The 24,764-nt window shown below is 74.0% G+C and carries 20 protein-coding genes; 7 read left to right on the top strand and 13 right to left on the bottom strand.

Features of this window, described 5'->3' with window-relative positions; all coding sequences use genetic code 11:
* Positions 1–13: 13 nt before the first annotated feature.
* The 3 genes from IGA62_RS05225 to dnaG all read right to left on the bottom strand — a co-directional run bounded on the left by IGA62_RS05225 (position 14) and on the right by dnaG (position 3,455).
* A complete protein-coding gene (locus tag IGA62_RS05225) occupies positions 14–943 on the bottom strand; it encodes an ABC transporter ATP-binding protein (protein WP_145816005.1) in 930 nt (309 codons plus the stop codon).
* Positions 944–1,053: 110 nt separating this feature from the next.
* Positions 1,054–1,587 carry a hypothetical protein gene (locus IGA62_RS05230; RefSeq protein WP_145816004.1) on the bottom strand — a complete coding sequence of 178 codons (534 nt, stop codon included), beginning with the start codon at positions 1,585–1,587 and terminating at the stop codon, positions 1,054–1,056.
* Between the two features lie 2 nt (positions 1,588–1,589).
* Positions 1,590–3,455: a DNA primase gene (dnaG, locus tag IGA62_RS05235; protein WP_145816003.1), complete on the bottom strand. Its 1,866-nt coding sequence runs from the start codon at positions 3,453–3,455 to the stop codon at positions 1,590–1,592.
* 191 nt (positions 3,456–3,646) lie between these two features.
* On the opposite strand from dnaG, the gene IGA62_RS05240 reads away from it, so the two are divergent.
* Together IGA62_RS05240 and IGA62_RS05245 are read left to right on the top strand one after the other, a co-directional pair.
* On the top strand, positions 3,647–4,327 hold the full coding sequence (locus tag IGA62_RS05240; RefSeq protein ID WP_145816002.1) for a hypothetical protein: 681 nt from the start codon (positions 3,647–3,649) through the stop codon (positions 4,325–4,327).
* Positions 4,328–4,373: 46 nt separating this feature from the next.
* A complete protein-coding gene (locus IGA62_RS05245) occupies positions 4,374–6,254 on the top strand; it encodes a glycerophosphodiester phosphodiesterase (protein ID WP_145816001.1) in 1,881 nt (626 codons plus the stop codon).
* A 156-nt stretch (positions 6,255–6,410) separates the two neighbouring features.
* Here the strand turns inward: IGA62_RS05245 and IGA62_RS05250 are convergent, their stop codons facing one another.
* From IGA62_RS05250 to IGA62_RS05265, 4 genes are all read right to left on the bottom strand, one after another.
* The gene (locus IGA62_RS05250) at positions 6,411–7,274 is read right to left on the bottom strand and encodes a peptidoglycan DD-metalloendopeptidase family protein (RefSeq protein WP_145816000.1); all 864 of its coding nucleotides are present in this window, start codon (positions 7,272–7,274) and stop codon (positions 6,411–6,413) included.
* A gap of 112 nt (positions 7,275–7,386) precedes the next feature.
* A complete protein-coding gene (locus tag IGA62_RS05255) occupies positions 7,387–8,223 on the bottom strand; it encodes a siderophore-interacting protein (RefSeq protein WP_145815999.1) in 837 nt (278 codons plus the stop codon).
* A 10-nt stretch (positions 8,224–8,233) separates the two neighbouring features.
* Positions 8,234–9,499 (bottom strand): deoxyguanosinetriphosphate triphosphohydrolase, encoded by a 1,266-nt coding sequence (locus IGA62_RS05260; protein WP_145815998.1) that lies wholly within the window; start codon positions 9,497–9,499, stop codon positions 8,234–8,236.
* Between the two features lie 5 nt (positions 9,500–9,504).
* A complete protein-coding gene (locus IGA62_RS05265) occupies positions 9,505–9,864 on the bottom strand; it encodes a VOC family protein (protein ID WP_145815997.1) in 360 nt (119 codons plus the stop codon).
* Positions 9,865–10,158: 294 nt separating this feature from the next.
* Between IGA62_RS05265 and IGA62_RS05270 the strand changes: the two genes are divergently transcribed.
* Positions 10,159–10,659, top strand: coding sequence for a roadblock/LC7 domain-containing protein (locus IGA62_RS05270; protein WP_186499738.1), 501 nt, complete (start codon positions 10,159–10,161; stop codon positions 10,657–10,659).
* 61 nt (positions 10,660–10,720) lie between these two features.
* Here IGA62_RS05270 and ppdK read toward each other — a convergent pair whose 3' ends face one another.
* Positions 10,721–13,483, bottom strand: a complete 2,763-nt coding sequence (ppdK, locus tag IGA62_RS05275; RefSeq protein ID WP_145815995.1) for a pyruvate, phosphate dikinase — start codon at positions 13,481–13,483, stop codon at positions 10,721–10,723.
* Between the two features lie 317 nt (positions 13,484–13,800).
* Between ppdK and IGA62_RS05280 the strand changes: the two genes are divergently transcribed.
* Positions 13,801–15,372, top strand: coding sequence for a beta-N-acetylhexosaminidase (locus IGA62_RS05280; RefSeq protein WP_377465198.1), 1,572 nt, complete (start codon positions 13,801–13,803; stop codon positions 15,370–15,372).
* Here the strand turns inward: IGA62_RS05280 and IGA62_RS05285 are convergent.
* Positions 15,303–16,247, bottom strand: coding sequence for a response regulator (locus IGA62_RS05285; protein ID WP_232624883.1), 945 nt, complete (start codon positions 16,245–16,247; stop codon positions 15,303–15,305). The two genes, IGA62_RS05280 and IGA62_RS05285, sit on opposite strands and share 70 nt — an antisense overlap.
* A gap of 205 nt (positions 16,248–16,452) precedes the next feature.
* Here IGA62_RS05285 and IGA62_RS05290 point away from each other — a divergent pair, with 205 nt between their 5' ends.
* Positions 16,453–19,338 (top strand): AfsR/SARP family transcriptional regulator, encoded by a 2,886-nt coding sequence (locus IGA62_RS05290; protein WP_190289258.1) that lies wholly within the window; start codon positions 16,453–16,455, stop codon positions 19,336–19,338.
* Positions 19,339–19,384: 46 nt separating this feature from the next.
* Here the strand turns inward: IGA62_RS05290 and dusB are convergent, their stop codons facing one another.
* Positions 19,385–20,551, bottom strand: a complete 1,167-nt coding sequence (dusB, locus tag IGA62_RS05295) for a tRNA dihydrouridine synthase DusB (protein WP_145815992.1) — start codon at positions 20,549–20,551, stop codon at positions 19,385–19,387.
* A gap of 213 nt (positions 20,552–20,764) precedes the next feature.
* Here dusB and IGA62_RS05300 point away from each other — a divergent pair, with 213 nt between their 5' ends.
* Entirely contained in the window at positions 20,765–21,718 is a 954-nt protein-coding gene (locus IGA62_RS05300) for a hypothetical protein (protein ID WP_145815991.1), read from the top strand.
* Positions 21,719–21,915: 197 nt separating this feature from the next.
* Here the strand turns inward: IGA62_RS05300 and IGA62_RS05305 are convergent, their stop codons facing one another.
* The 3 genes from IGA62_RS05305 to IGA62_RS05315 all read right to left on the bottom strand — a co-directional run bounded on the left by IGA62_RS05305 (position 21,916) and on the right by IGA62_RS05315 (position 24,462).
* Positions 21,916–23,295, bottom strand: a complete 1,380-nt coding sequence (locus tag IGA62_RS05305; RefSeq protein WP_145815990.1) for a glycine--tRNA ligase — start codon at positions 23,293–23,295, stop codon at positions 21,916–21,918.
* Between the two features lie 258 nt (positions 23,296–23,553).
* On the bottom strand, positions 23,554–24,096 hold the full coding sequence (locus IGA62_RS05310) for a hypothetical protein (protein WP_232624884.1): 543 nt from the start codon (positions 24,094–24,096) through the stop codon (positions 23,554–23,556).
* Between the two features lie 24 nt (positions 24,097–24,120).
* On the bottom strand, positions 24,121–24,462 hold the full coding sequence (locus IGA62_RS05315; RefSeq protein WP_145815989.1) for an antibiotic biosynthesis monooxygenase family protein: 342 nt from the start codon (positions 24,460–24,462) through the stop codon (positions 24,121–24,123).
* A 28-nt stretch (positions 24,463–24,490) separates the two neighbouring features.
* On the opposite strand from IGA62_RS05315, the gene IGA62_RS05320 reads away from it, so the two are divergent.
* Entirely contained in the window at positions 24,491–24,748 is a 258-nt protein-coding gene (locus IGA62_RS05320) for a DUF6703 family protein (RefSeq protein ID WP_145815988.1), read from the top strand.
* Positions 24,749–24,764: the final 16 nt, after the last annotated feature.

The raw sequence follows: 24,764 nt of genomic DNA on the forward strand, positions 1-24,764 counted from the left end.
TGCTCCCCCGCCCTCAGTCGACCAGGGTGCGACCGGTCAGGTGGAGGAAGACGTCCTCCAGGCTGCTGCGCCGGACCAGCACGCTCGCCGGGGTGAGCCCGCGCGCGTGGACCTCGGCGACCGCGTCGTCGCCGTTCGTGACGTAGAGCAGGACCCGGTCGGGCAGCACCTCGACCCGTTCGCCGACACCGTCGAGCTTGCCGGCGAACGCCTCCTGCGACTCGGCGGCGAAGCGCAGCTCCACCACCTCACGGGTGGAGTACCGCTCGATCAGCGCCCGGGGCGACCCCTCGGCGGCGATCCGGCCGCCGTCCATCACCACCAGGCGGTCGCAGAGCTGCTCCGCCTCGTCCATGTAGTGCGTGGTCAGCACCAGGGTGACGCCCTGCTGCTTGAGCCGGAACAGCCGCTCCCACACCAGGTGCCGGGCCTGTGGGTCGAGCCCGGTGGTCGGTTCGTCGAGCAGGACGATCTCCGGCTCGTTGACCAGCGCGCGGGCGATGGTGAGCCGGCGTTTCATACCGCCGGAGAGCGGCTCGACCTTGCTGTCGGCCCGCTCGGTGAGCTGCACGAAGTCGAGCAGCTCGGCCGCGCGTTCCCGGGCCACCCGGCGGGGGATGCCGAAGTAGCGCGCGTAGGTGGTGAGGTTCTCCCGGACGGTCAGCTCGGGGTCGAGATTGTCCAGCTGGGGGCAGACGCCGAGGCGGGCCCGGATCGCCGGCCCGTCGCGCACCGGGTCCATGCCGAGGATGCGCAGCTCGCCGCCGCTGGGCGGGGAGATGCAGCCGACCATCCGCATGGTCGAGGACTTGCCCGCCCCGTTCGGGCCGAGGAACCCGAAGGCCTCCCCGGCAGGTACGTCGACGTCGATCCCGTCCACGGCGGTGAAGTCACCGAACCGTTTCACCAGGCCCCGGGCTCGGATCAACACCTCTGCCGTCACGCCGACGACCCTAGCCGGCCCCTCCGACAGGCCCCACCCCTTTTCCGTCGGGCACCGCCCAGGTTCTTCGTCGGGGCAACGCCCCGGGGACCACCCGGCCGGGGCGCCCCCTACAGCGAACCGGGGGTGGTGGCGACCTGCGCGGCGGCCACCAGGCGGTCGGTCTCGGCGACCACCTCCGGGTCGTCGGCCGGGGTGCCGGGGTCGTAGCGGACCGTCCAGGTCAGGCCGTCGACGCCGGGCACCCGGCGGGCGGCGATCCGGCCCGCGCCGCCGGGCACCGGGTGGTGTTCGGTGTACGCCACCGACTTGGTCACCCGGGCGCGGACCTGGTGCGGCAGCTCCCCCGGGTCGAGGAGGAGACAGGTCTCGGTGGGCGCGTCGGCGACCACCAGGTAGCCGTCCCGCTCGGCGACCGGCTCGGCCGGGGTGACGGTCAGTTCCCGCCCGGACCAGACCGCCTTGAGGATGTCGTGCCAGCCCAGCCGCGCGGTCCGGCCGGGCAGCCAGAGCCCGAGGTTGGTGGCGACCGCGGCGGCCTCCTCGCCGTCACCCACCCGGGCCCAGGCGAGGACCCGCTCGTCGGCCGCCAGCTCCGGCCGCTGCCGGGCGGGCAGCTTCGGCCGGCGGTTGAACAGCCCCATGTCTACAGTCCTCCCGCGGCCTGTTCGCGCAGCGCCCGGCCGTGCTGCTCCAGCGAGAGCAGCTCGCCGAAGAGCGCGAAGTACTCGTCCTTGTGCGCCACCGGGTTCACCCGCTGGATCTTTGACTTGAGGTCCTTGATCCGGCTGGTCACCGACCCCCACTGCAACTGGGCGAGGGTGATCGAGACGTACCTCGGGTCGGCCTCGCCGTCGATCCGCAGCGGTTCCACGGCCAGCTCCGCGACGAGGGCCTGCGCGGCGAGATCGGCGCAGGCGTCCTGCACCCGGCCGACCCAGACCGCGCCACCGGTCGCCGAGGACACCCCGCCGGCCTCCGCGACTGCCGCGCGCACCACCTGGTGGACCGGGTGGCGGTACTCGTCCGCGCCGACCGCGTCGAACATCGGACCGGCGAGCACCGGTTCCTGGAGGGCGAGCTTCAGCGCCTCCCGCTCGACCATCGACTGCGGGCTGTCCACCGCCGGCTCCCGCCGGGCCGGGGCGGAGCGCGACGCCTCCCGGCCGGTCGGTGCGCCTCCGGCGGCGAGCACCGCCCGCTGCACCGGTTCGATCTCCATGCCGAGGTCACCGGCGAGCTTGCGGACGTACTCCGGGCGCTTCTCCGCGTCCTTGAGCTTGGCGACCAGCGGCGCGGCGCGGCGCATCGCCTCGACCCGGCCGTCGACGGTGTCCAGGTCGTACCGGCTGATCACGTGCCGCAGCGCGAAGTCGACAAGCGGCTCGCGGCGGGCGACCAGGTCCCGGACGGCCAGGTCGCCCTTTGCCAGCCGCAGCTCGCACGGGTCCATGTTGTCCGGGCTGACCGCGATGAAGGTCCGCCCGACGAAGCGCTGGTCGTCCTCGAAGGCGCGCAGCGCGGCCTTCTGCCCGGCGGCGTCCCCGTCGAAGGTGAAGATGATCTCGCCGGCCACGTCGTCGCTGTCCAGCAGGAGCCGGCGCAGCACCCCGATGTGGTCCGCACCGAAAGCGGTGCCGCAGGTCGCCACGGCGGTCGTCTCGCCGGCCAGGTGGCAGGCCATCACGTCGGTGTACCCCTCGACCACGACCACCCGGCCCTGCTTGGCGATCTCCCGTTTGGCCTGGTCGATGCCGTAGAGCACATGCGACTTCTTGTAGATCGGGGTCTCGGGGGTGTTCAGGTACTTCGGGCCGTCGTCGTCGGCGAAGAGCTTGCGCGCGCCGAAGCCGATCACGTCGCCGCTGAGGTCGCGGATCGGCCAGAGCAGCCGGCGGCGGAACCGGTCGATCAGCGAACCGGAGCGGGCCGGCCGGGACAGCCCGGCGGTGACCAGCTCGTCGTGACTGAAGCCCTGCTGACGCAGGTGCTTGGTGAGCAGGTCCCAGGCGTCCGGGGCGAAGCCGCAGCCGTACCGCTGGGCGGCGGCCCGGTCGAAGCCACGCTCGGCGAGGAACTCGCGGGCCGGACGCGCCCCGGCGGTGGTGAGCTGCGCGGTGTAGAACTCGACGGCGGCGGCGTGCGCGGCGACCAGGCGCTGCCGCTGCCCCTGCTGCTGCCGGAGGCGGGGGGCGGGCTTGCCGTCCTCGACGTAGCGCAGCTGGATGCCGGCGCGGTCGGCGAGCCGCTCGACCGACTCGACGAAGCTGAGGTGGTCGGCGTCCATCAGGAACTTGATCGCGTCGCCGCCCGCGCCGCAGCCGAAGCAGTAGAAGACGTTGCGGGCCGGCGAGACGTTGAACGACGGGCTCTTCTCGTCGTGGAACGGGCAGAGGCCCTTGAGGTTGCCGCCGCCGGCCGACTTCAGCGTCACCGTCTCGGAGATGACGTCCGCGATCGAGGTGCGTTCGCGTACCAGCGCGATGTCCTCGTCCCGGATCCGCCCAGCCATCGGCCACCTCCTCCGGCGTACATCCTGCCCTGCGGGGCCCGGGATCGGCCCGGCGGGGGCACGGCGTGTGACGGGTCCGCCGCCCGTCGGGACCGCCGGCCACGCCCCGTGCGTGCCACCGGGGCGTCCGGACGGGCACCCCGGGTTGTGGATCATGGCTACGCTCGGGGGCCGGAAACGGACGGAGGACCATGCCCGAGGAACCGGACGCACCGCTGACCATCGCGCTGGCCGAGTACGAGCACCTGCGGGAGGCCAGTCGCGCCATCGACGACCAGACGACGGCCCGGTTCACCTTCTTCCTGACCGTGGCCACCGCCGCCACCGCGGTCTCCGCCGGCATGGTCACCACCGGTACGCCGGCCGGGGCGGTCCGGCCGACCGTACTGGCCGGGCTGGGCGTGCTGGTGCTGCTGCTGGGCAGCGCGGTCTTCGCCCGGCAGGTGGAGCTGAACGCCCGGGGCCGGCGGTACGCGGTCGCCGCCACCGTGCTGCGCACCTACCTGGCCCGGCGCGCGCCGGATCTGGCGCCGTACCTGATGATGCCGACGCTGGACGACCCGGGACCGTTCGCGCCGGAGCCGTTCCGCCGGCACTGGCTGCGCGACCTGGTCGGCCAGGCCGGCACCATCGGCCTGATCAACAGCGTGGTGGTGGCGGTGGCCGCCGGGGCCGGCCTGGCGGCGGTGGCACCGGGCTGGCTCGCGGTGGTCGGCGCGGTCGCGGCCCTCGCCGGCTCGGTCGCCGTGCACCTGGCGGTGGTACGCCGCCGGGTGGCCCAGTCCGCCCGGCTGGTCGGTGAGGTGCTCGCCCGTCGTGCCGACCTGCATCCGGACGTCGACCCGGTACACGAGCCGTTCGTGCGGGAGTAACCGCAGGTCACAGCGGTGTTCGCGGACGGACCCTAGGTTGGTCACCATGATCATTTCTAGGATCGGGCCGACCACGGCCCGGCGGCGCGCGGTCGCCGGCCTGGCCACGCTCGTGGTCGCCGGTGGCCTGCTGACCGCGCTCGGCGAAGCCACCCCCGCCGGTGCCGAGCCGGGTGACGTCGTGGTCGCCGAGAACTTCGACAGCGGCACGCTCCCCGCCGGCTGGCGGGCGGTCGACGGGGACTGGAAGGTGGTGGGCGGCCGGCTGGTCGGCACCGCCACCAGCGGCACCCGAAAGATCACCTTCGGCCGGCACCTCGAACACTTCCGGTTCTCCGCGACGGTCCGGTTCGACAAGGTCAACGAGGCGACCCGGTGGACGGCGCTCGGCCTCGACGTGCCGGCCAGCGGGGCCGCCCCCTGGTGGATCGCCACCATGCGCAGCGGCAGCACGGCCGCGAACGGGCTGGAGTTCGCGCAGCTCACCCCGGCCGGGGCCTGGAACGTCACGAACACCACCGCCGCGCCGTACGCGGCCGGTACGGGGCGGGACGTCAAGCTCGCCATCGAGGTGCACGGCAACCAGGCCCGCTGGTTCCTCGACGGACGTCAGCTCATGCGGACCAGCAGCCTCCAGCGCTCCACCGACGGTGGGCAGGCCCTGGTGGTCAACGGCGCGACCGTCTCGTTCGACGACGTCACGGTCACCGAACTGGCCCCGAACGGGCTGCTCCGCCCCGACGGCGCCCCGCTGACCGTGATCGCCCACCGGGGTGCCTCGGCGGCGGCGCCGGAGAACACCCTGGCCGCCCAGGAGGTGGCCCGCCGGGCCGGGTCGGACTGGATCGAGAACGACGTGCAGCCCAGCCGGGACGGGGTGCCGTTCGTGCTGCACGACGGCACCGTCGACCGCACCACCGACGGCACCGGCGCGATCCGCGACCTCACCTCGGCGCAGCTCAAGGCGCTCGACGCCGGCTCCTGGTTCGCCCCGCACTTCGTCGGCGCGCGGCTGCCCACCCTCGCCGAGCAGCTCGCCGACCTGCGGAACCGGGGTGGCAACCTGCTGCTGGAGATCAAGGGGGTGCACAGCCACGCCGAGGTGGCCCGGATCGTCGAGGTGATCCGCGCCGAGCGGATGACCACCCGGGTCTTCGTGCAGAGCTTCGACGTGGAGACCCTGCGGCACACCCGGGCGCTCGCCCCCGAACTGCCGTTGGGACTGCTGCGCGGCACCCTCGACGCCGACCCGGTCGCCCTGGCGAAGGAACTGGGCCTGGCCGCGTACAACCCGAGCGACGCCGCGCTGACCGCGCGCCCGTCGGTGGTCGCGGACCTGCACGCCGCCGGGGTGGCGGTGATGGTCTGGACGGTGGACTCGGCCACCGCCTGGCAGCGGCTGGAGGGGTACGGCGTGGACGGCATCATCACCAACCGGCCCGCCGAGCTGGCCGGTTGGAACGCCGCACAGCTCCAGGGCGGGGTGGGGCGGCCGACCGTCACCGTCTCCTCGCCGGCCGACGGGGCCCGGCTGGACCGCGCCCAGCGTCCGGTGCTCGGCGTCGTCACCGGCAACGCGGACACCGTCACGGTGACCCTGGACGGCGAGCCGGCCACCCCGGGCCGGGTGCTCGACCCGACCCGGCTCGCCGCCGGTGCGCACACCGTCCGCGTCGAGGCCACCGGGCCGGGCGGCCGGACCACGGTGACCACCACCTTCACCGTGGTCGCCGACCCGACCGGCCTGGCCCATCTGGTGCTCGCCTCGGAGGCCGCAGCCGGTGCCCGGCACGCGATGCTCAACCTCCTGGCCGACGGCCGGTACGACCAGCTCGCCGCGTACGCCGAGCAGCAGGCCGGCAAGCAGGTCCCGACGGCAGTGGCCGCCGTGATCGCGGCCGACGCCCGCAGCCTCGCCGACCGCTGACCCACCCACCCGGGTGACCGGGCCGGGCCACCCCGGTCCGGTCACCCGGGTCCGTCCGTGCTGCCGTCGGATGCTGCCGCCAGCCGTGCGGCGCCGTCCTCGGGCCGCCTGCCGGCGCCGGCACGCGACGCGGGCCGGTCAGGCGACGCGGGCCGGTCAGGCGATGCGGTCGTAGCGGTCCTGGTTGAGGAAGCGGGCGAAGCCGCGCCACGAGTTGGGGCCCATCACGCCGTCGATCGGCCCGGTGTAGCCCCAGTGGGAGGCCAGCCGCTGCACCGCCGCCCAGGTCTGCGTCCCGGGCACGCCGTCGATCGGGCCGGTGTAGCCGTACCCGCGCATCGCCCGCTGGAGGGCGGCGTAGGTGTTCGGTCCGGGCACCCCGTCGATCGGGCCGGTGTAGCCGTGCTCCATTCGTAGCCAGTTCTGCGCCCGCTTCCACATGATCGGGCCGGGGATGCCGTCGGACTCGGTGGAGGTCTTCGGCAGCGTGCCGCCGAGACTGGCGAGGTAGGTGAGCGGGTTGATCCGCACCCCGGACGGGTTGATCATGTGCCAGTGCACGTGCGGGCCGGTGGAGGAGCCGGAACCGGGCGCACCGGCCGCGCCACCGGAGAGCCCGACGATGCCTCCGGCCCCGACCGACGCGCCGTTGCTCAGGCTGAACGCGGACAGGTGCATGTACTGGGTGCGGTAGCCGTTGGGGTGGTAGATCGTGACGGTGTGCCCGCCGGTGCCGTTGTACGGGATGTTCTGGATGGTGCCGCCACCGCAGGCCGGCAACCGGGTGCCCACGCTCATCACGTAGTCGATGCCGCCGAGGGAGCCCCGGTCGAGGTGGGCCTGCCAGCCGTCGGAGATCGGGTAGGCGGTGAACGGGTTGTAGAAGCCGGAGGCGTGGGCCGGGTCACCCACCACGAGTGCGCCACCGAGGCCCACCGCCGCGCCGCCCAGCACCACCGCGCCGGCTGCGGCCCCCCGCAACAGTGTCCGCCGGTCAACCCCGTGGTCCGTCTCGCACATGGCGCCCCTCCTCCGGTCCCGGCCGCGGTGGCCGTCACGTACCGCCCGGGTGCCGGACGGAGGGTCAATGTATCGACGATCATTGACGTCGATCAAGAGCTGTGGACGCCGCTCACCCGATCGCGGCGGTCTCCTCCACCTCGACCCGACGGTTCCAGTCCGACTTGCTCGCCCGCCAGCCCTCGTCGGTGAAGCCACGCCGCCAGTAGCCGGAGATGGAGAGCATCTCCCGGGGCACCCCCCGCTCGACGCGGAGCAGCCGACGCAGTTCCTTGACGAAGTTCGCCTCGCCGTGGACGAAGGCGTGCACCGCACCGGGCGGGAACTCCAGCGCCCGCACCGCCGCGACCAGCGCCTCGCCGACCGGACGGCCGTTCCGGTGCAGCCAGACCAGCTCGACCGCGCCCGGACTCGGCAGCGGCTGCTCCTCCGCCGGGCCGTCGATCTCCACGAACACCCGGGCCGGCGCGTCGAGCGGCAGCCGCTCCAGCGACGCCGCGATGGCCGGCAGCGCGCTCTCGTCGCCGACCAGCAGGTGCCAGTCGGCCTCCGGGCTCGGCGCGTACGCCCCACCGGGCCCGAGGAAGTGCACCGGGTCGCCGGGGCGCAGCGCGGCGGCCCACGGCCCGGCGACCCCCTCGTCGCCGTGGTGCACGATGTCGATGGTCAGCTCCGTGGTCACCGGGTCCCAGGCGCGCACGGTGTAGGCGCGCAGCCGGGGCCACTGCTCGCGGGGCAGGTCCCGGCGGATCACGTCCAGGTCGAACGGCGTCGGGTACGCCACGCCCGGCTGCGGGAAGAGCAGCTTGACGTAGTGGTCGGTGTACTCGCCCACCGGCAGGCCCACCAGCCCGTCCCCGCCCAGCACCAGGCGGATCACATGCGGGGTGGGGCGTGCGGTACGCACGACGTGCGCGGTGGTGGTGGCCTTCTTCGGACGATCCGTCATGCCGGTTAGGCTAACCTAAGTCGGCGGCTGGCCCCAGCCGGGCGTGCCAGGCCACCGCCGCCGGGTCGGTGAGCGAGGCGACCTGGTCGACCACCACCCGCAGTCGGGCGGGGTCGTCCGGGGCGGCCCGCCACAGCGGGGCGAAGACCGGGTCCAGGGCGTCCGCGCCCCGGTCGGCGAGCACCCGGACCAGGTCGGCGAGGACCTCCCGCTGCCGGGCGTAACGGGCCTGGGCACCCGGGCGGCGCATCACGTACCGCAGGGCGATGCCCTTGAGCAGCGCGCACTGGGCGCGGATCCGCCGGGGCACCACCAGGTCGGCGGCGTAGCGGCGGTGCGGGCCGGGGCCGTGGCGCTCCCGGGTGGCGCGAACCGCCTCCGTCACGAACCGCCCGGTCAGCGTGCTGGTCGTCGCCTTCAGCGCGACCTGCGCCCGGTGGCTGCCGTCGTAGTCGACGACCGGCCCGAGCACCGGGTCGGCGAGCAGGTCGACCAGCACTGCCCCGAGGTCGGCGGCGCTCTCGGCGGAGTAGACGGCGGTAACGTCGGCGCAGAGGGCGGCCCGCTCGTCGGCGTCGCGCAGCAGCGGCCGGAGCGTCAGGTAGCCACCGTGGATGCCGTCCTCCACGTCGTGCACCGAGTACGCCACGTCGTCGGCCCAGTCCATCACCTGCGCCTCCAGGCAGCGTCGCCGGTCGGCGGGCACGCCACGGCGCAGCCAGTCGAAGACGGCCCGGTCGTCCGGGTACACCCCGAACTTGCGCTCGCCGGCACGACGTGGCCAGGGGTACTTGGCGACCGCGTCGAGCGCGGCCCGGGTCAGGTTGAGTCCGGCCGAACGGCCGTCCGGGCCGAGCACCTTGGCTTCCAGCCGGGTGAGCACCCGCAGGGTCTGCGCGTTGCCCTCGAAGCCGCCGCAGTCGGCGGCCAGGCCGTCGAGCGCCGACTCCCCGTTGTGCCCGAAGGGCGGATGTCCGAGGTCGTGGGCGAGCCCGGCGGTGTCCACCACGTCCGGGTCGCAGCCGAGGCGGGCACCCATCTCGCGGGCGATCTGGGCCACCTCGAGCGAGTGCGTGAGCCGGGTCCGCAGGAAGTCGTCGGTGCCGGCGGTGTGCACCTGGGTCTTGGCGGCGAGCCGCCGGAACGCCGCGGAGTGCAGCACCCGCGCCCGGTCCCGCTCGTACGGGCTGCGGCCGTAGCCGGTGTCCTTGGGCGACTCGGGCACCCACCGCTCGCGGTCCGCCGGGGCCGGTCCCCCGCCGACGTCGGTGCCCAAGCCGCTCAGCCGGCCAGGTCGCGCTGCCGCAGGACGCGGAACTCGTTCCCCTCGGGGTCGGCGAGCATCGTCCACCCGGGGTCGTCCCGCCCGACGTCGACGTGGCGCGCGCCCATGTCGACCAGCCGTTCCACCTCGGCCTCCTGGTCGGCGGGACGCAGGTCGAGGTGGAGCCGGTTCCGCGCGGTCTTGCCGTCGGCGACCGGGACGAACACGATCGCGGGTGTCCGTGGCGCCGCACCGCGGATCTCCACCCCGTCGGGTCGCTCGTGGACGACCTGGTAGCCGAGCGCCTCGGCCCACCAGCGGGCCAGCCGGGCCGGGTCCTCGGCGTCGATCGTCAGGCTCTCCCAGACGCTGGTCATGCGCCCTCCTTCGTCTGCGGGACAGCGGTGTCACCGGCCAGCACAGGTTACGCCCGCCGCGACGCCGGGGCTCGGCGACGAGGCCCGGGGCGGACCGGCCGCCGGCTCGCCGGCCCGGACCGGGGGCACTGCCGTTCGGCGGACGGCACATCGGCCGATCGGACCTGAGTTGCGGACCGATCGCGGCCCGTTATGGGATCGCAGCCTTCCGTGGCCGGCGGTAGCTTTCCAGGAGCGGAACGTCACCGGCGTCACCCCGACCGGTGCGTGGGAGCGACCCTGGGGAGGGCGATCGTGGACGCTGGCACCCTGATGGACGCGGAGCTGCGCCGGTTGCGGTCGAACCGGCCGGAGGTCTGCGGCACGGTCCTGGCCGGCACGGACGGCCTGTTGATCGCCAGCGACCTGCCGGCGACGGAGGCGGCCCACCTCGCCGCGCTCGCCGCCGCCAGTTTCGGTCTCGGCCAGCGGGTCGCCCAGGCGGCCACCCGGGGCGAGTTCCGCGAGCACGTGGTCCGCACGACGGACGGGCAGGTGGTCATCTACCCGGCCGGCGAGCACGCGCTGCTCACCCTGGTCGCCGGCCCGGACGCCGACCCGGAGGCCCTGCACGAGGAGGCACGGGCGGTGGCCCGGCGCACCGGCGGGGTCTTCGACGCCCACCGACGGGGATACGACGAGCCCCAGCCGCCGATCACGCCCGGCCGGTTGACCGTCCGCACGCCGATGGCGACGATCCCGACCCACCTGCGTCGGCGCAGCGCCCACGACGGCTGGCCCCGCCCGCTGTTCTGATCCGGCCCACGGTGCCGGTGGACCGGTGGGGACGGACGAGCCCCCACCGGTCCCGGGCAGGTCAGCGGCTGTCCGAGCCGGTGGTCTCCACGGCGGCGCGACCCGCCTCCAGCCGGGCGACCGGCACCCGGAACGGCGAGCAGGAGACGTAGTCCAGCCCCACCTCGTGGAAGAAGTGCACCGAGTCCGGGTCGCCGCCGTGCTCGCCGCAGACGCCGATCTTGAGGTCCGGCCGGGCGGCCCGGCCCTCCTCGGTGGCGATCCGCACCAGCCGGCCCACCCCGTCCCGGTCGATCGACTCGAAGGGCGAGATGCCGAAGATGCCCAGCTCCAGGTAACGCCAGAAGAACGCGCCCTCGACGTCGTCCCGGGAGAAGCCCCAGCCCATCTGGGTGAGGTCGTTGGTGCCGAAGGAGAAGAACTGCGCCGCCTCGGCGATCTGGCCGGCGGTCAGCGCCGCCCGGGGCACCTCGATCATGGTGCCGATCAGCACCTCGACGCCGCTGCCCCCGACCACCTCGGCGATGATCCGCTCCGCCTCGGCACGTACCGTCTCCAGCTCCTGGACCGCGCCGACCAGCGGGACCATGATCTCCGGCCGGGCGGCGACGCCGTCGCGGGCGCACTGCACGGCCGCCTCCGTGATCGCCCGGACCTGCATCGCGAACAGGCCGGGGATGACCAGGCCGAGACGGACGCCCCGGAGGCCGAGCATCGGGTTCTCCTCGTGCATCCGCCGTACGGCGGCGAGCAGCGCCTCCTCCTGCGCCACGTCCTCGCCCCGTTCCTGGGCCACCGCGACGTTCACCGCGAGCTGCTCCAGCGGGGGCAGGAACTCGTGCAGCGGCGGGTCGATCAGCCGCACGGTGACCGGCAACCCGTCCATCTCGCGGAAGATCTCCACGAAGTCGGCCCGCTGCAACGGCAGCAGCGCGGCGAGCGCCTTCTCCCGCTCGTCGTCGGTACGGGCCAGGATCAGCCGCTCGACCAGTTCCCGCCGGTCACCGAGGAACATGTGCTCGGTACGGCAGAGCCCGATGCCCTGCGCCCCGAAGCGTCGCGCCCGGGCGGCGTCCGCGCCGGTGTCGGCGTTCGCCCGGACGGCCAGCCGCCGACGCTGGTCGGCGTGGGTCATGATCCGGTGCACGGCGCGGACCAGCGCGTTGTCGATGTGCTCCGGGTCGAGGCTCCCCTCGAAGTACTGCACCACCTCCGACGGCATCACCGGCACCTCGCCGAGGAAGATGTTGCCGGTGGTGCCGTCGATGGAGACGACGTCCCCCTCGGTGAGGGTCTGCCCGGCGACGGTGAACCGCCGCCCCGGGACGTCGACCTCCAGCGCGTCCGCGCCGGAGACGCAGGTCTTGCCCATGCCCCGGGCGACCACCGCCGCGTGGCTGGTCTTGCCGCCCCGGGAGGTGAGGATGCCCTGGGCGGCGATCATGCCCTCGAGGTCGTCCGGGTTGGTCTCCCGGCGGACCAGGATCACCCGTTCCCCGCCGGCGGCCAGCTCGACGGCGCGGGCTGAGGTGAAGACGACCCGGCCGACGGCCGCGCCCGGCGACGCCCCGATGCCCCGGGCCACCGGCTGGATCTCGTGGTCGAGCTGGAAGCGGGGGAACATGAGCTGGGCGAGCTGCGCTCCGGTGACCCGGTGCACCGCCTCGTCCAGGTCGATGAGCCCCTCGTCGACGAGCTGCCCGGCGATGACGAAGGCCGCCGCCGCGGTGCGCTTGCCGACCCGGGTCTGGAGCATCCAGAGCTTGCCGCGCTCGATGGTGAACTCGATGTCGCACAGGTCGCGGTAGTGCCGTTCCAGCCGGGCCATGATGTCGAGCAGTTCGTCGTAGGACCGCCGGTCGAGCCGCTCCAGTTCCTGCAACGGGATGGTGTTGCGGATGCCGGCGACCACGTCCTCGCCCTGGGCGTTGGCCAGGTAGTCGCCGTAGATGCCCTGCGCGCCGCTGGCCGGGTCCCGGGTGAAGGCGACCCCGGTGCCGGAGTCCGGACCGAGGTTCCCGAAGACCATGGCGACCACGTTGACCGCCGTGCCGAGGTCGGCGGGGATGCGCTCCTGCCGCCGGTAGAGCACCGCCCGCTCGGCGTTCCAGGAGTCGAAGACCGCCCGGACGGCCAGGTCGAGCTGCTCGCGCGGCTCCTGCGGGAAGTCCCGGCCGGTGTGCTTGCGGAAGATCTTCTTGTACGCGTCGACCAGCCCGCGCAGGTCGTCGGCGTCCAGGTCGACGTCGTCACGGATGCCCCGGGCCCGCTTGACGTCCTCCAGGGCGTGCTCGAACTCCTCCCCCGGCACCTCGCAGACGGTCTTGCCGAACATCTGGATCAACCGGCGGTACGAGTCCCACGCGAACCGGTCCGCGCCGGCGGAGTCGGTCTGGCCGGCGGAGCCGGCGGAGCCGGCCGGGCCCCCCGATCCGGCGGCCTGGCGGGCCAACCCGACCACGCTGCGGTCGTTGAGGCCGACGTTCAGGACGGTCTCCATCATGCCGGGCATGGAGAACTTCGCCCCGGAACGGACCGACACCAGCAGCGGGTCGTCCGGGTCGCCGAGACGCCGGCCCATCGCCCGCTCCAGGGCCGCCAGGTGGACGGCGACCTGGTCGGCCAGGCCGTCCGGCTCCCGGCCGGTGGTGAGGTACTCCTGGCACGCCTCGGTGGTGATGGTGAAGCCGGGCGGGACGGGCAGACCGAGGTTGGTCATCTCCGCCAGGTTCGCCCCCTTGCCGCCGAGCAGGTCCTTGAGGTCCTTGTTCCCCTCGGCGAAGTCGTAGACGTACTTGCGTTCCACGGTTCCCTGCACTGCCACCAGACCCTCCACGCGCACGCCGTCGGACACTTAACGAAGGTTCAGTCGCCCATGTACCCCGAGGTCACCGGCTGGTAATCCGGGTTGGAAGGGCGCCGGTGGGCGAAGGTTAAGCGACCGGGCGGGCAACGGGGACCATCCGGTGACAATCGGCACAGTCATCACGACTGTGTGCGTTCGTACGGGTTGGTGGGAACGGTTCCACGCGCACGTTCACGCAGCTCAGCCGTCCTCTCGTACGCTTGGCGCACCCACCTCGGCCGAGGTGGATTTGCCAGAAGCGTCGCGGTTACACCCCCTGCCCCCGGAAGGTCCCCGTGCCCACCACCCCCTCGCCGGTCCCGCCGGTCGTCACCTCCGTCTCCGGCCGGACCACCCCGGTCGCGCTGGGCGACGTGCTGCCCGTTCCGGCCAGCGTCCGTCCGGAGCCCGGCGCGGACTTCCCGTTGACCGCCGACACGGTGATCCGCGCCGAGCCGGCGGCCCGCGTGGAGGCCGACCGGCTCGCCACGCTGCTCCGGCCGGCCACCGGCCACCCGCTGCCGGTCACCGTCGACCCGGCCGCCCCGGTGGCCGGCGCGCTGACCCTGGCCCTGGCCGACCCCGGTCTCGGCCCCGAGGGCTACCGGCTCGACATCACCCCCACCGGGGTACGGCTCACCGCCGCCACCCCGGCCGGGCTCGGCCACGGGGTGCAGACGCTGCGCCAGCTCCTCCCCGCCGCCGTGGAGAGCCCGACCCCGGTGGGCGGGCCCTGGTCGCTGCCCGGCGGGACTATCGCCGACCACCCCCGGTACGGCCACCGGGGCGCGATGCTCGACGTGGCCCGGCACTTCTTCGCGGTGGACGAGGTCCTGCGGGTCGTCGACCACCTGGCCCGCTACAAGCTCAACCACCTGCACCTGCACCTCACCGACGACCAGGGCTGGCGGCTCGCGATCGACTCCTGGCCCCGGCTGGCCGAGATCGGCGGGGCCACGGCGGTCGGCGGCGGCCCCGGCGGCTGGTACAGCCAGGCCGACTACCGGCGGATCGTCGGGTACGCGGCCGAGCGGCACGTCACCGTGGTGCCGGAGATCGACCTGCCCGGGCACACCCACGCGGCGCTGACCGCGTACGGGCGGCTCGCGCCGGACGGGGTCACGCCGCCGCCGTACACCGGCACCGAGGTCGGCTTCAGCTACCTCGACCCGGACCGCGAGCTGACCTACTCCTTCGTCGCCGACGTGCTCGGCGAGGTCGCCGCGCTCACCCCGGGGCCGTACCTGCACATCGGCGGGGACGAGGCGTTCAAGGTGCCGGCCGACGCGTACGCCCGGTTCGTCGACCGGGTGCAGCGGATCGTCGCCGACACCGGCAAGACCGTGCTGGGCTGGCACCAGATCGCCCCCGCCCCGCACTCGCCGGGCCGGGTCCTCCAGTACTGGGGGCGTACCGCCACCGACCCGGTGGTCGCCGACGCCGTCCGGCGGGGCGCGCGGTTGCTGATGTCCCCCGCCGACCGGACGTACCTCGACATGCGGTACGCCCCGGACAGCCCGGTCGGGCACGACTGGGCCGGCGCCATCGACGTGCGCCGGGCGTACGACTGGGACCCGGCCGGCTACCTGGACGACGTACCGGCCGAGGCGGTGCTCGGCGTCGCCGCGCCCCTGTGGACGGAGTACGTCACCTCACGCGCCGAACTCGAGTACATGCTCCTGCCCCGGCTGCCCGCCCTCGCCGAACTGGGCTGGTCACCGCGCGCCACCCACGACTGGGCCGGGTTCCGTCGCCGGCTGGCCGCCCAGGGTCCCCGCTGGGAGGTCGCCGGCACCGGCTACCACCGCAGCCCGGAGGTGCCCTGGCCGGTGGCCGCCGTGCCCGCGCCCCGCGCACCGGAGAGCTGACCGAGCCCGGCCTGCCGGGCCCGGCGGACGGCCTCGCTGCGGTCGGCGGCCTGGAGCTTGTGCAGCACCGTGGAGAGGTGGTTGCGGACGGTCTTCGGGCTCAGTCCCAACCGCCGGGCGACCAGCACGTTGGTCAGCCCCTGGGCGACCAGGTCCAGCACCTCCCGCTCGCGTCCGGTCAGCTCGGGCAGGGGCGGCGGACCCGCCCCGCGTTCGCCGGTGAGCCGCCCCACCGCCCGCCCGGCGATCCCGGGGCCGAGCAGCACCTCGCCGTTGGCCACCGCCCGCACCGCCCGCTCCAGTTCGGCCGGGGCGGCTCCCTTGAGCAGGTAGCCCCGGGCCCCGGCGCGGAGCGCGGCGACCACCGACTCGTCGTCGTCGAGCGTCGTCACCACCAGCACACCGGTGCGCCGGTGGCGGGCCACGACGTCCCGGACGGCCGTCGCACCGGCCCGGCCGGCCAGATGCGGGTCGATGACCACCACGTCCGGGCGGTGCCGGTCCACCAGGGTGAGCGCGGTGGCGACATCGCCGGTGGCCCCGACCACCCCCAGATCGGCCAGGGAGCCGAGCAGGGCCGCCAGCCCGAGCCGGAACACCGGGTGACCGTCGACCACCACCACCCGGATGACCGCGGCGGCCGGGTCGCCCACCCCGGACAGAGCCCGGTCCGGCCCGACCGCCGCCGGCCCGACGTGGACCGCGTCCTCCGGGCAGGACGGCAGCACGGCCAGGTGCCGGGCCAGGGCGGGACGGCCGACCCGCACCGTGCGCCGCCGGACCGGCCGCTGCCGGATTCGCGGCTCCCCCACCGGCGCGTCCGGCGCCGGCCACGCCGACCCCTCCGCGCTCACCTGCGACACCATCACGGTCATCTCTCCATCTCGTGCTACGGAAGCGGTACGGGTCCGGCGGGCGGGGGCGGGGGAAGCCGGACGTGCGGGCAGAGACTGTCAGAAATCACTCGCAATCCGCGTGCAGAGCCCTGGCAACCATCCGAAGGCGTCGACGCGTCCGGGACTAGAGCCGGCGACTGTGCGACGCGCCGGCGGGGACGGCCGACGGCCGTGAGGGGGGACCGTGGAGTTCTGGATCCTGGGGCCGATCGAGGTCACCGAGGGTGGGCGGAGTCTCGCCATCGGCGGCCCCAAGCCGCGGGCGGCACTCGCCGCGCTGCTGCTGGAGGCGAACCGGATCGTCTCGGTGGAGGGTCTCGTCGACGCGATCTGGGGTGAGCAGCCACCGCCGAGCGCGCGGAACGCGCTCCAGACGTACGTGTCCCGGCTGCGCCGGGTGCTCGGGACCGACACCCTGTGCCGGCACCCCGCCGGCTACCGGCTCGTCGCCGACCCCGACGTGATCGACGCGTACCGCTTCGAGCGGCTTCTCGCCGAGGGGCGCGCGGCCCTGGCCGCCGGGAACCCCTCCGCCGGTCACCGGGCCGTCGAGGAGGCGCTCGCGCTCTGGCTTGGCCCGGCCCTGCTCGACGTGACCGACGTGCCCTTCGCCCAGGCCGAGATCGCCCGCCTCGGCGAGCTGCGCCTGGTCGCCGCCGAGACGCGGGTCGAGGCGATGCTCGCCCTCGGGGACGTCACCGGCGGCGTCGCCGCGGCCCGCGCGCTCGTCGCCGACCACCCCCTGCGGGAACGGGGCGTCGCGCACCTCATGCTCGCGCTGTACCGGGACGGCCGGCAGAGCGAGGCGCTGGCCACGTACCACGAGGCCCGGCGGCTGCTCGTCGACGAGTTCGGCCTCGACCCCGGCGACGACCTCGCCGCGCTCGCCCAGGCGATCCTGCGGCAGGATCCGGAGCTGCTCACGACACCGACCGCGCCGTCGGCGGTGTCGCCGACCGGACCCGGCACCATGCCCTCGCCCACCGGGCCCACCACCGCGCCCCCCTCCACCGGGCCCACCACCGCGCCCTCGCCCACCGGCCCGGTCACGCCCACGCCGGCACGGTCCCGGCTGGTGCTGCCGCTGGACCGGTTCGTCGGGCGGGACCGCGAGCTGGACGAGGTCCGGCGGCTGCTGGGGACGCACCGGCTGGTCACCCTGACCGGTCCGGGCGGCAGCGGGAAGACCCGCCTCGCCCGGGAGGTCTGCCGTCGGCTCCCCCAGCCGGTACAGGTGGTCGAGCTGGCCGGCCTGCACGACGCGGGCCTGCTGGAGGCGACCATCGCGCAGGCGTTCGGCCTGGCCGTCCTGTCCGGCCTGGACGCCGTGGCGGCGACCGTCGGTGACGCCGAGGTCCTGCTGCTGCTGGACAACTGCGAACACCTGACCGGGGCGCTCGCCGACGTCGTGCTGCGGCTCCTCACCGACCTGCCCGGTCTACGCGTCCTCGCGACCAGCCAGCGCCCGCTCGGTGTGGGGGGCGAGCGCCGCTTCCCGGTGCCACCGCTGCCGGTCGACACGACAGCGGTGGAGCTCTTCCTGGACCGGGCCGGCGCGGTCGCCCCGGACTGGACCTGCGACCCGGAGGAGCACGAGGACGTGGCGCGGATCTGCGTCCGGCTGGACGGTCTGCCACTCGCCGTCGAGCTGGCCGCCGCCCAGATGGCGGTCCTCTCCCCGGCGCAGATCCTGGATCGGCTCGGCCGCTCCCTGGCCATCACCAGCACCCGCCCGGACCTGCCGGACCGGCACCGCAGCCTGGACCGGACCATCGACAACAGCTACCGGCTGCTGGACGACGCCCAGCGGGACCTGTTCGCCCGGCTCAGCGTCTTCGCCGACACCTTCGACCTGGACGCCGCCGAGGTGGTGGCCGGCGCGGGCGCGGACGTCCTGGCCCCGCTCACCGGCCTGGTCACCGGCTCGCTGGTGGCCAGCACCCCGGCCGGCGCGGCACGCCGGTACCGGCTGCTGGAGATCCTGCGCGAGTACGCCGACCGACTGCTCGACCCGGCCGACCGGGACCGGCTACGGCACCGTCACCTGGACTGGGCGCTGGGTCTGGCACGCGCCGCCGACCAGGGGTTGCGCGGGCCCGACGCGCTGCGCTGGTACCGCACCCTCGGGGCCGAGCAGGCCAACACCCGGGCCGCGCTGGCGTTCGCCCTCGCCGCCGACCAGCCGCTGGCCGGCATGCGGCTGGCCACCGACCTGTCCTGGTACTGGTACCACCGGGGCCACCTGCGGGAGGGCGTCCGCTGGCTGCGGGAGACCATCGACGCCGCCGCCGGGGCGCCCCCGGTCGACCGGGCCCGGGCGCTGACCGCGCTCGCCTCCCTGCTCTACCTCGCCGGACAGTTGGAGGAGAGCGGGGCGGCCAACCGGGCGGCGCTCGACCTCGCCCTGACCACCGACGACCCCGCCCCCGTCGCGCGCGCCTACGTCTACCAGGCGTACTACCTGGCGATGCGGGGCCGGATCGCCGAGGCGGCGGTCGCCGGGGAGAACGGGGTACGGCACGCCCGCCGGTCCGGGGTGGACTGGCTGCTCTCCGAGGCGCTCTCCACCAACGGCTACCTGGCGCGGGCCCGGGGCGACCTGGAGACCGCCGCGGCGACCCTGGACGAGGCGATCCGGGTCGGCACCCGGATCGGCTACCGCTGGTCGGTCAGCTCCTCGCACTGGTTCCGCGCGAAGGTGGCGGCCGACGCCGGGGCGGCCGACGACGCGTACCGGGCGGCGCTCACCGCGACCCGGGGACTGGACGACCTGGAGGACGTGACCGGCTGGCTGGCCGCCCTGCACCTGCTCGCCGGGACGCTCGGCATGACCGGCCGCGCGGCGGACGGCGCGGTCCTGCTCGGCGCGGTGGCGGGCATCGGGGGTCGGGCCGGCTACTCCCCCGAGCTGATGGACCCGTACGACAGCCCCCGCGAGGTCGCCGCGGTCGCCTCCGCGCTCTCGCCGACCGCGTACGCCCGTGCCCGGGCGGTCGGGGAGACGATGGACCGGGCGGCGGTACGCGCCTTCGTCGACCGGCTGGCCGATCCTCCCCCGCCGCCGGGCTGACCAGGGTCGCCCCGGGAGCCGACCGACGGGGCGACAGAACCCCGCCTCAGCCGCCGGAGTCGGCCAGTTCGGCGCCCTCGGGGACGGTGTCGTCGTCCCGGCTGGCCAGCCAGCCGTCGGGCAGGAACACCTTGCCGGGCGAGTTGGTCCGGCCCCGGGGCTGACCGAGCGCGCCGAGCGGGAACGGCTCCGCCGGGTCGAGCTTGCCCAGCAGGTCATCGAGCTGCGCCAGGCTCTCGATCATGGCGAGGGAGCGGCGCAGCTCACCGCCGACCGGGAAGCCCTTCAGGTACCAGGCGACGTGCTTGCGGAAGTCGGTGCAACCGTCCCGCTCGCCCCGGGCCGGCGTCCGCGACCCCGCGGTGAACTGCTCCACCAGCAGTGCGGCGTGGCGGCGCATGGTCGTCGCCACCTCGCCGAGGGTGGGCAGCCGCCGCTCCGGCCGGCCGTCGAACGCGGCGTGCAGGTCGGCGAAGAGCCACGGCCGCCCCAGGCAGCCGCGCCCGATCACCACCCCGTCGACCCCGGTGTGGGCGACCATCCGCAGCGCGTCGTCGGCCTCCCAGATGTCGCCGTTGCCGAGCACCGGGACATCGAGCGCCTGCTTGAGGGTGGCGATGGCGTCCCAGTCGGCGGTGCCGGAGTAGCGCTGCGCGGCCGTCCGCCCGTGCAGGGCCACCCAGGCGACCCCGGCGTCCTGGGCGGCCAGCCCGGCCTCGACGTACGTCAGGTGGTCGTCGTCGATGCCCTTGCGCATCTTGACCGTGACCGGCACCCCGGCGGGTGACGCGGCGTCCACGGCGGCCTTCACCAGCCGGGCGAAGAGCCGACGCCGCCACGGCAACGCCGCACCGCCGCCCCGGCGGGTGACCTTCGGCACCGGGCAGCCGAAGTTCAGGTCGATGTGATCGGCGAGATCCTTCTCCACCACGATGCGCACGGCCGCGGCGGTGGTCTCCGGGTCGGTGCCGTAGAGCTGGAGGCTGCGCGGCCGCTCCTCGGGACCGAAGGCGATCATGCGCAGCGTCTTCGGGTTCCGCTCCACCAGGGCGGTGGTGGTGATCATCTCGCAGACGTAGATGCCGCCGCCCTGTTCCCGACAGAGCCGGCGGAAGCCGACATTGGTGATACCGGCCATCGGCGCGAGCACCACCGGCGGCCACACCTCGTGCCGCCCCAGCCGCAACCCACCCGACACCCCTGCTCCACTCACCGCTCAAGTGTAAGGAGGGGTCCCCTGTTACCGCTTTTTGTGTAGCAAGGGCCCCCTGCAACCACCTCAGGCGAGCACGCCACACGCCGCGGGGCAGGGCGGCGCATAGCACACGGTGGGCGGTGGACGGTGGTCGTCCACAGGAGGCCCGGTTGTCCACAGCCAGGGCCGGCGGGGCGGACGGAGCGCCGGGCCGGCAGGCACCCTCCCGGCATGAGCCAGCGCCACACCCTCGAAGAGACCGCACGAGTCCAGCACCAGATCGTCACCCGGGCGCAACTGCTCGCCGCCGGGTTCGCCGACAACCACATGTGCCGCCAGGCCAAGCGGGGCATCTGGCAACGCGTCCTCCCGGCCACCTACGCGCTGGTCACCGGAACGTTGACCGATGAGCAACGGCTGATCGCCGCAGCGCTCTACGCGGGACCGGACGCCCAGGTCACCGGCCTGGCCGCACTGATCTGGTACGGCTTCCGCCAGGGTCCCCGTACGCCGGACGTCCACCTGGTGGTGCCGCACCACGCACGGCGACGCTCGACCGGTCACGTGGTGATCACCCGTGCGCTCACCCTGGACGCGCGGGCCCGGCGCACCCGGCTCTATCCGGTCTGTTCGCCCGCCCGGGCGGTGGTGGACGCCGCCCGCCGCCTGCGGCAGATCCGGCCGGTACGGGCCATCGTCACCGAGGCGATTCAGCGGGAGTTCACCGACCTGAACTCCCTCGACGAGGAGATCCGTCGCGCCCGGCGAAGCAGCACCGCCCTGGTACGGCGGGCGTTCGCGGAGGTCGTCGCCGGTGCGCGGTCGGCGCCCGAGGCGGAGCTGCGGCAGTGCCTCGGTGCCAGCCGGGTGCTGCCGGAAATCCACTGGAATCCGCAGCTACGGACCACGGACGGCGGCGTGCTACCCACGCCCGACGGGTACCTCGACGATGCCGCGGTGGCTCTGGAGGTGGACTCCCGGGAGTTCCACTTCTCGCCCGACGACTGGGCCCGGACGATGCGCCGGCACAACGAACTGGGTCGGCACGGCATCCTCGTCCTGCATTTCACCCCGGCACAGATCCGTGGTGGGCCGGAGCAGGTGCGGCGAACCGTCGAGGACGCCTACCGCTCCCGACGTGGGCTGGGCGCAAGCGTCGGAGTCGTGGTGTCGCCAGCCCGGTGACGCCTCCCGGCGAAAACCCCGCCGCACCGCGACACCCCGGCGCCCCGCCACCGCCGCCCCGCGACACCCCGGCACCGCCGCACCGCGATACCCCGGCACACCCGGCGTCCGAGGTGTCTGCAGGGGACCCCTGCTCCGCAAAAAGCGGTAACAAGGGCCCCCTGCCACCAACCAACGCAGCAGCCCGCCGAAGCCGATCAGCAGCCGGGGAGGCGCTCGATCAGGTAGCGCTCGACCTGGTCGAGGGAGACGCGCTCCTGGGTCATGGTGTCCCGGTCCCGGATGGTCACCGCGTCGTCGTCGAGGGTGTCGAAGTCGACGGTGACGCAGAACGGGGTGCCGATCTCGTCTTGGCGGCGGTAGCGGCGGCCGATCGCCTGCGAGTCGTCGAACTCGACCACCCAGCGCTTGCGCAGGGTGGCGGCGAGGCCCCGGGCCTTCGGGGAGAGCGCCTCGTTGCGCGACAGCGGCAGCACGGCCACCTTCACCGGGGCCAGCCGGGGATCGAAGCGCATCACCGTACGCTTGTCCACCCCGCCCTTGGTGTTCGGGGCCTCGTCCTCGTCGTACGCCTCGAGCAGGAAGGCGAGCACGGCCCGGGTGAGGCCGGCGGCCGGCTCGATCACGTACGGGACCCAGCGCTCGCCCTTGGTCTGGTCGAAGTAGGACAGGTCGACCCCGGAGTGCTTGCTGTGCGTGGAGAGGTCGAAGTCGGTCCGGTTGGCCACACCCTCCAGCTCGGCGAACTCCGTGCCGCCGAAGCGGAAGCGGTACTCGATGTCGACGGTCCGCTTCGAGTAGTGCGAGAGCTTCTCCTTCGGGTGCTCGTAGAAGCGCATGTTCTCCTCGGAGAGCCCGAGGTCGACGTACCAGTTCCAGCGCTCGGCGAGCCAGTACTCGTGCCACTGCTCGTCGGTGCCCGGCTCGACGAAGAACTCCATCTCCATCTGCTCGAACTCGCGCGTACGGAAGATGAAGTTGCCCGGGGTGATCTCGTTGCGGAACGACTTGCCGGTCTGCGCGATGCCGAACGGCGGCTTCTTGCGGGCCGTGGTCGCCACGTTGTTGTAGTTGACGAAGATGCCCTGGGCGGTCTCCGGGCGCAGGTAGTGCATGCCCTCGTCGCTCTCCACCGGGCCGAGGTAGGTCTTCATCAGGCCGTTGAACATCTTCGGCTCGGTGAAGGTGCCCTTGTTGCCGCAGTTGGGGCAGTTCAGCTCGGACAGGGAGGCCGGCGCCTTGCCGTGCTTGGCCTCGTACGCCTCCTCCAGGTGGTCCGCCCGGAACCGCTTGTGGCAGGACTGGCACTCGGTCAGCGGGTCCACGAAGGCGTCGAGGTGGCCGGAGGCGGCCCAGACGTCGCGGGCCAGGATCACCGCCGAGTCGAGACCGACCACGTCGTCGCGCTGCTGGACCATGGTCTTCCACCACTGCCGGCGGACGTTCTCCTTGAGTTCCACGCCGAGCGGACCGTAGTCCCACGCCGACCGGGTACCCCCGTAGATCTCACTGGAGGGGAAGACGAAACCCCGGCGCTTGGCGAGGCTGACGACGGCGTCGATACGGTCGGCGGACATGTTTCCTCCTACGCCGGCTGGCGGTCGGCGGGGACACAGGGAGATTCCGGACAGGTTCGGGACTACGGTACGGCCACCACCGCCCCGAGCCCAGCAGGATACTCCCGGTGAGCTGTCCGCCCGCGTGGCGGGCCGGCCCCGGCGCCGCTGGTCATGGGGTATGTCGCGGTGGGCCGGTGCCGGGACCGCTGGTCACGGCGTACGTCTGGGCACGGCGTACGACGCGATGGGCCGGTCGCGTCCGCCCGCCCGGCCCGGTCAGCTGACCCCGCAGACCTCGAACTGACCGGTGGTGCTGCTCTGCACCAGGGTCACCCGCTGGGTCTCCCGGCCACCCCCGTCGAGGACCACGTCGACCGGGACGGTGAAGTCGTTCAGGTCGACGCCACCGACCCGGTAGGAGGTGATGGCCGGCTCGGCGGTCACCCGCCGCTCGAACTCCGCCCGGGACTCCCGCTCCTTGAGGTCACGGCAGAGCAGGTCGTACGCCTCGGCGTACCGGTCGTCGACGAGCGCCCGGTAGTAGTCGCCGGTGACCGCGCGGCCCTGCTCGTCCAGCGCCTGGGTGCCGGCCACCGCCAACCCGACCAGGGTCGCCGTCCCGCCGCCGCAGCAGAGCAGCAGGGCGAGGCCCCCGGCACCGAGGCCGAGCCACATCCGGACGCTGCGCCCCTCGGTGGGCGGCGCGGCGAACGGCGGGGCGACCCCGGGGCCGGCCGGTGGTGCGGGTACGCCGTTCCCCTCCGGCCCGTCGGGGAGCACGGGGTACGGCGACGGGGTGGCCGGTCCGGGTGCGGTCATACCGGAGAGGGTAGTGCCCGGGTGTCAGCGGTACGGACCAGCGGCCCGATCGCTCGTGGAGATCGTCACCGCGCCGTCCGGCCCGGCACTGGCCAGCGTCTCGTACGCCGAGGGCTCGTCGACGGACTCGGCCAGCAACGGGGTGGCGTGGACCTTGACGTCGAACCCGCCCAGGGCCCGCCGGTACGCCCCCACCGACTCCCATTCGGTGACCAGGCACCAGTAGCGGGGGTCGTCGAGGGCGCGCAGCAGTTCCCCACGCAGGTAGCCGGGGCGGGCGGCGAGCGCGGCGAGGGCGGCGTGCGCCCGCTCGGTGAAGGCGGGGGCGACGTCTTCGTCGACCACGAACCGGTTGGTGACGAGCACCGGGCGTCCTCCTCGTAGAGTCTGTGGGATGCAGCGTACGCAGAGCCCTCTGCTGGCCCGCCTGTCCCGGGTGAATCCGACCGGGGTGTTCCTGGCCGCGCTCGCGCTGGTGCTGGTGGGCCTGCTCACGCCGGGTATCGTCGGCGGGTTGCTGCTCCTGCTGCTGGCCGCCGCGCTGGTGGCCCTGCTGCGGCTGACCTGGCCGGTGCAGACCCCGACGACCCGGCTGATCCGGCTGCTGATGCTCACCCTGCTGGTCGGCGTCGCGCTCGCCAAGCTGCTCTGACCCACCCGCACCCCGC

It is taken from the genome of Micromonospora sagamiensis, from assembly GCF_014680085.1.
GTDB classification, from domain to species: Bacteria; Actinomycetota; Actinomycetes; order Mycobacteriales; family Micromonosporaceae; genus Micromonospora; species Micromonospora inyonensis.

What these genes read in the sequence shown, in the direction of transcription:
- IGA62_RS05240 (WP_145816002.1), top strand. Translation starts at nt 3,647, where the DNA reads ATGCCCGAGGAACCGGACGCACCGCTGACCATCGCGCTGGCCGAGTAC.
- IGA62_RS05285 (WP_232624883.1), bottom strand. Translation starts at nt 16,247, where the DNA reads ATGACCGTGATGGTGTCGCAGGTGAGCGCGGAGGGGTCGGCGTGGCCG.
- IGA62_RS05310 (WP_232624884.1), bottom strand. Translation starts at nt 24,096, where the DNA reads ATGACCGCACCCGGACCGGCCACCCCGTCGCCGTACCCCGTGCTCCCC.
- IGA62_RS05320 (WP_145815988.1), top strand. Translation starts at nt 24,491, where the DNA reads ATGCAGCGTACGCAGAGCCCTCTGCTGGCCCGCCTGTCCCGGGTGAAT.
- dnaG (WP_145816003.1), bottom strand. Translation starts at nt 3,455, where the DNA reads ATGGCTGGGCGGATCCGGGACGAGGACATCGCGCTGGTACGCGAACGC.
- IGA62_RS05255 (WP_145815999.1), bottom strand. Translation starts at nt 8,223, where the DNA reads ATGACGGATCGTCCGAAGAAGGCCACCACCACCGCGCACGTCGTGCGT.
- IGA62_RS05250 (WP_145816000.1), bottom strand. Translation starts at nt 7,274, where the DNA reads ATGTGCGAGACGGACCACGGGGTTGACCGGCGGACACTGTTGCGGGGG.
- IGA62_RS05245 (WP_145816001.1), top strand. Translation starts at nt 4,374, where the DNA reads ATGATCATTTCTAGGATCGGGCCGACCACGGCCCGGCGGCGCGCGGTC.
- IGA62_RS05305 (WP_145815990.1), bottom strand. Translation starts at nt 23,295, where the DNA reads ATGTCCGCCGACCGTATCGACGCCGTCGTCAGCCTCGCCAAGCGCCGG.
- IGA62_RS05265 (WP_145815997.1), bottom strand. Translation starts at nt 9,864, where the DNA reads ATGACCAGCGTCTGGGAGAGCCTGACGATCGACGCCGAGGACCCGGCC.
- IGA62_RS05230 (WP_145816004.1), bottom strand. Translation starts at nt 1,587, where the DNA reads ATGGGGCTGTTCAACCGCCGGCCGAAGCTGCCCGCCCGGCAGCGGCCG.
- IGA62_RS05300 (WP_145815991.1), top strand. Translation starts at nt 20,765, where the DNA reads ATGAGCCAGCGCCACACCCTCGAAGAGACCGCACGAGTCCAGCACCAG.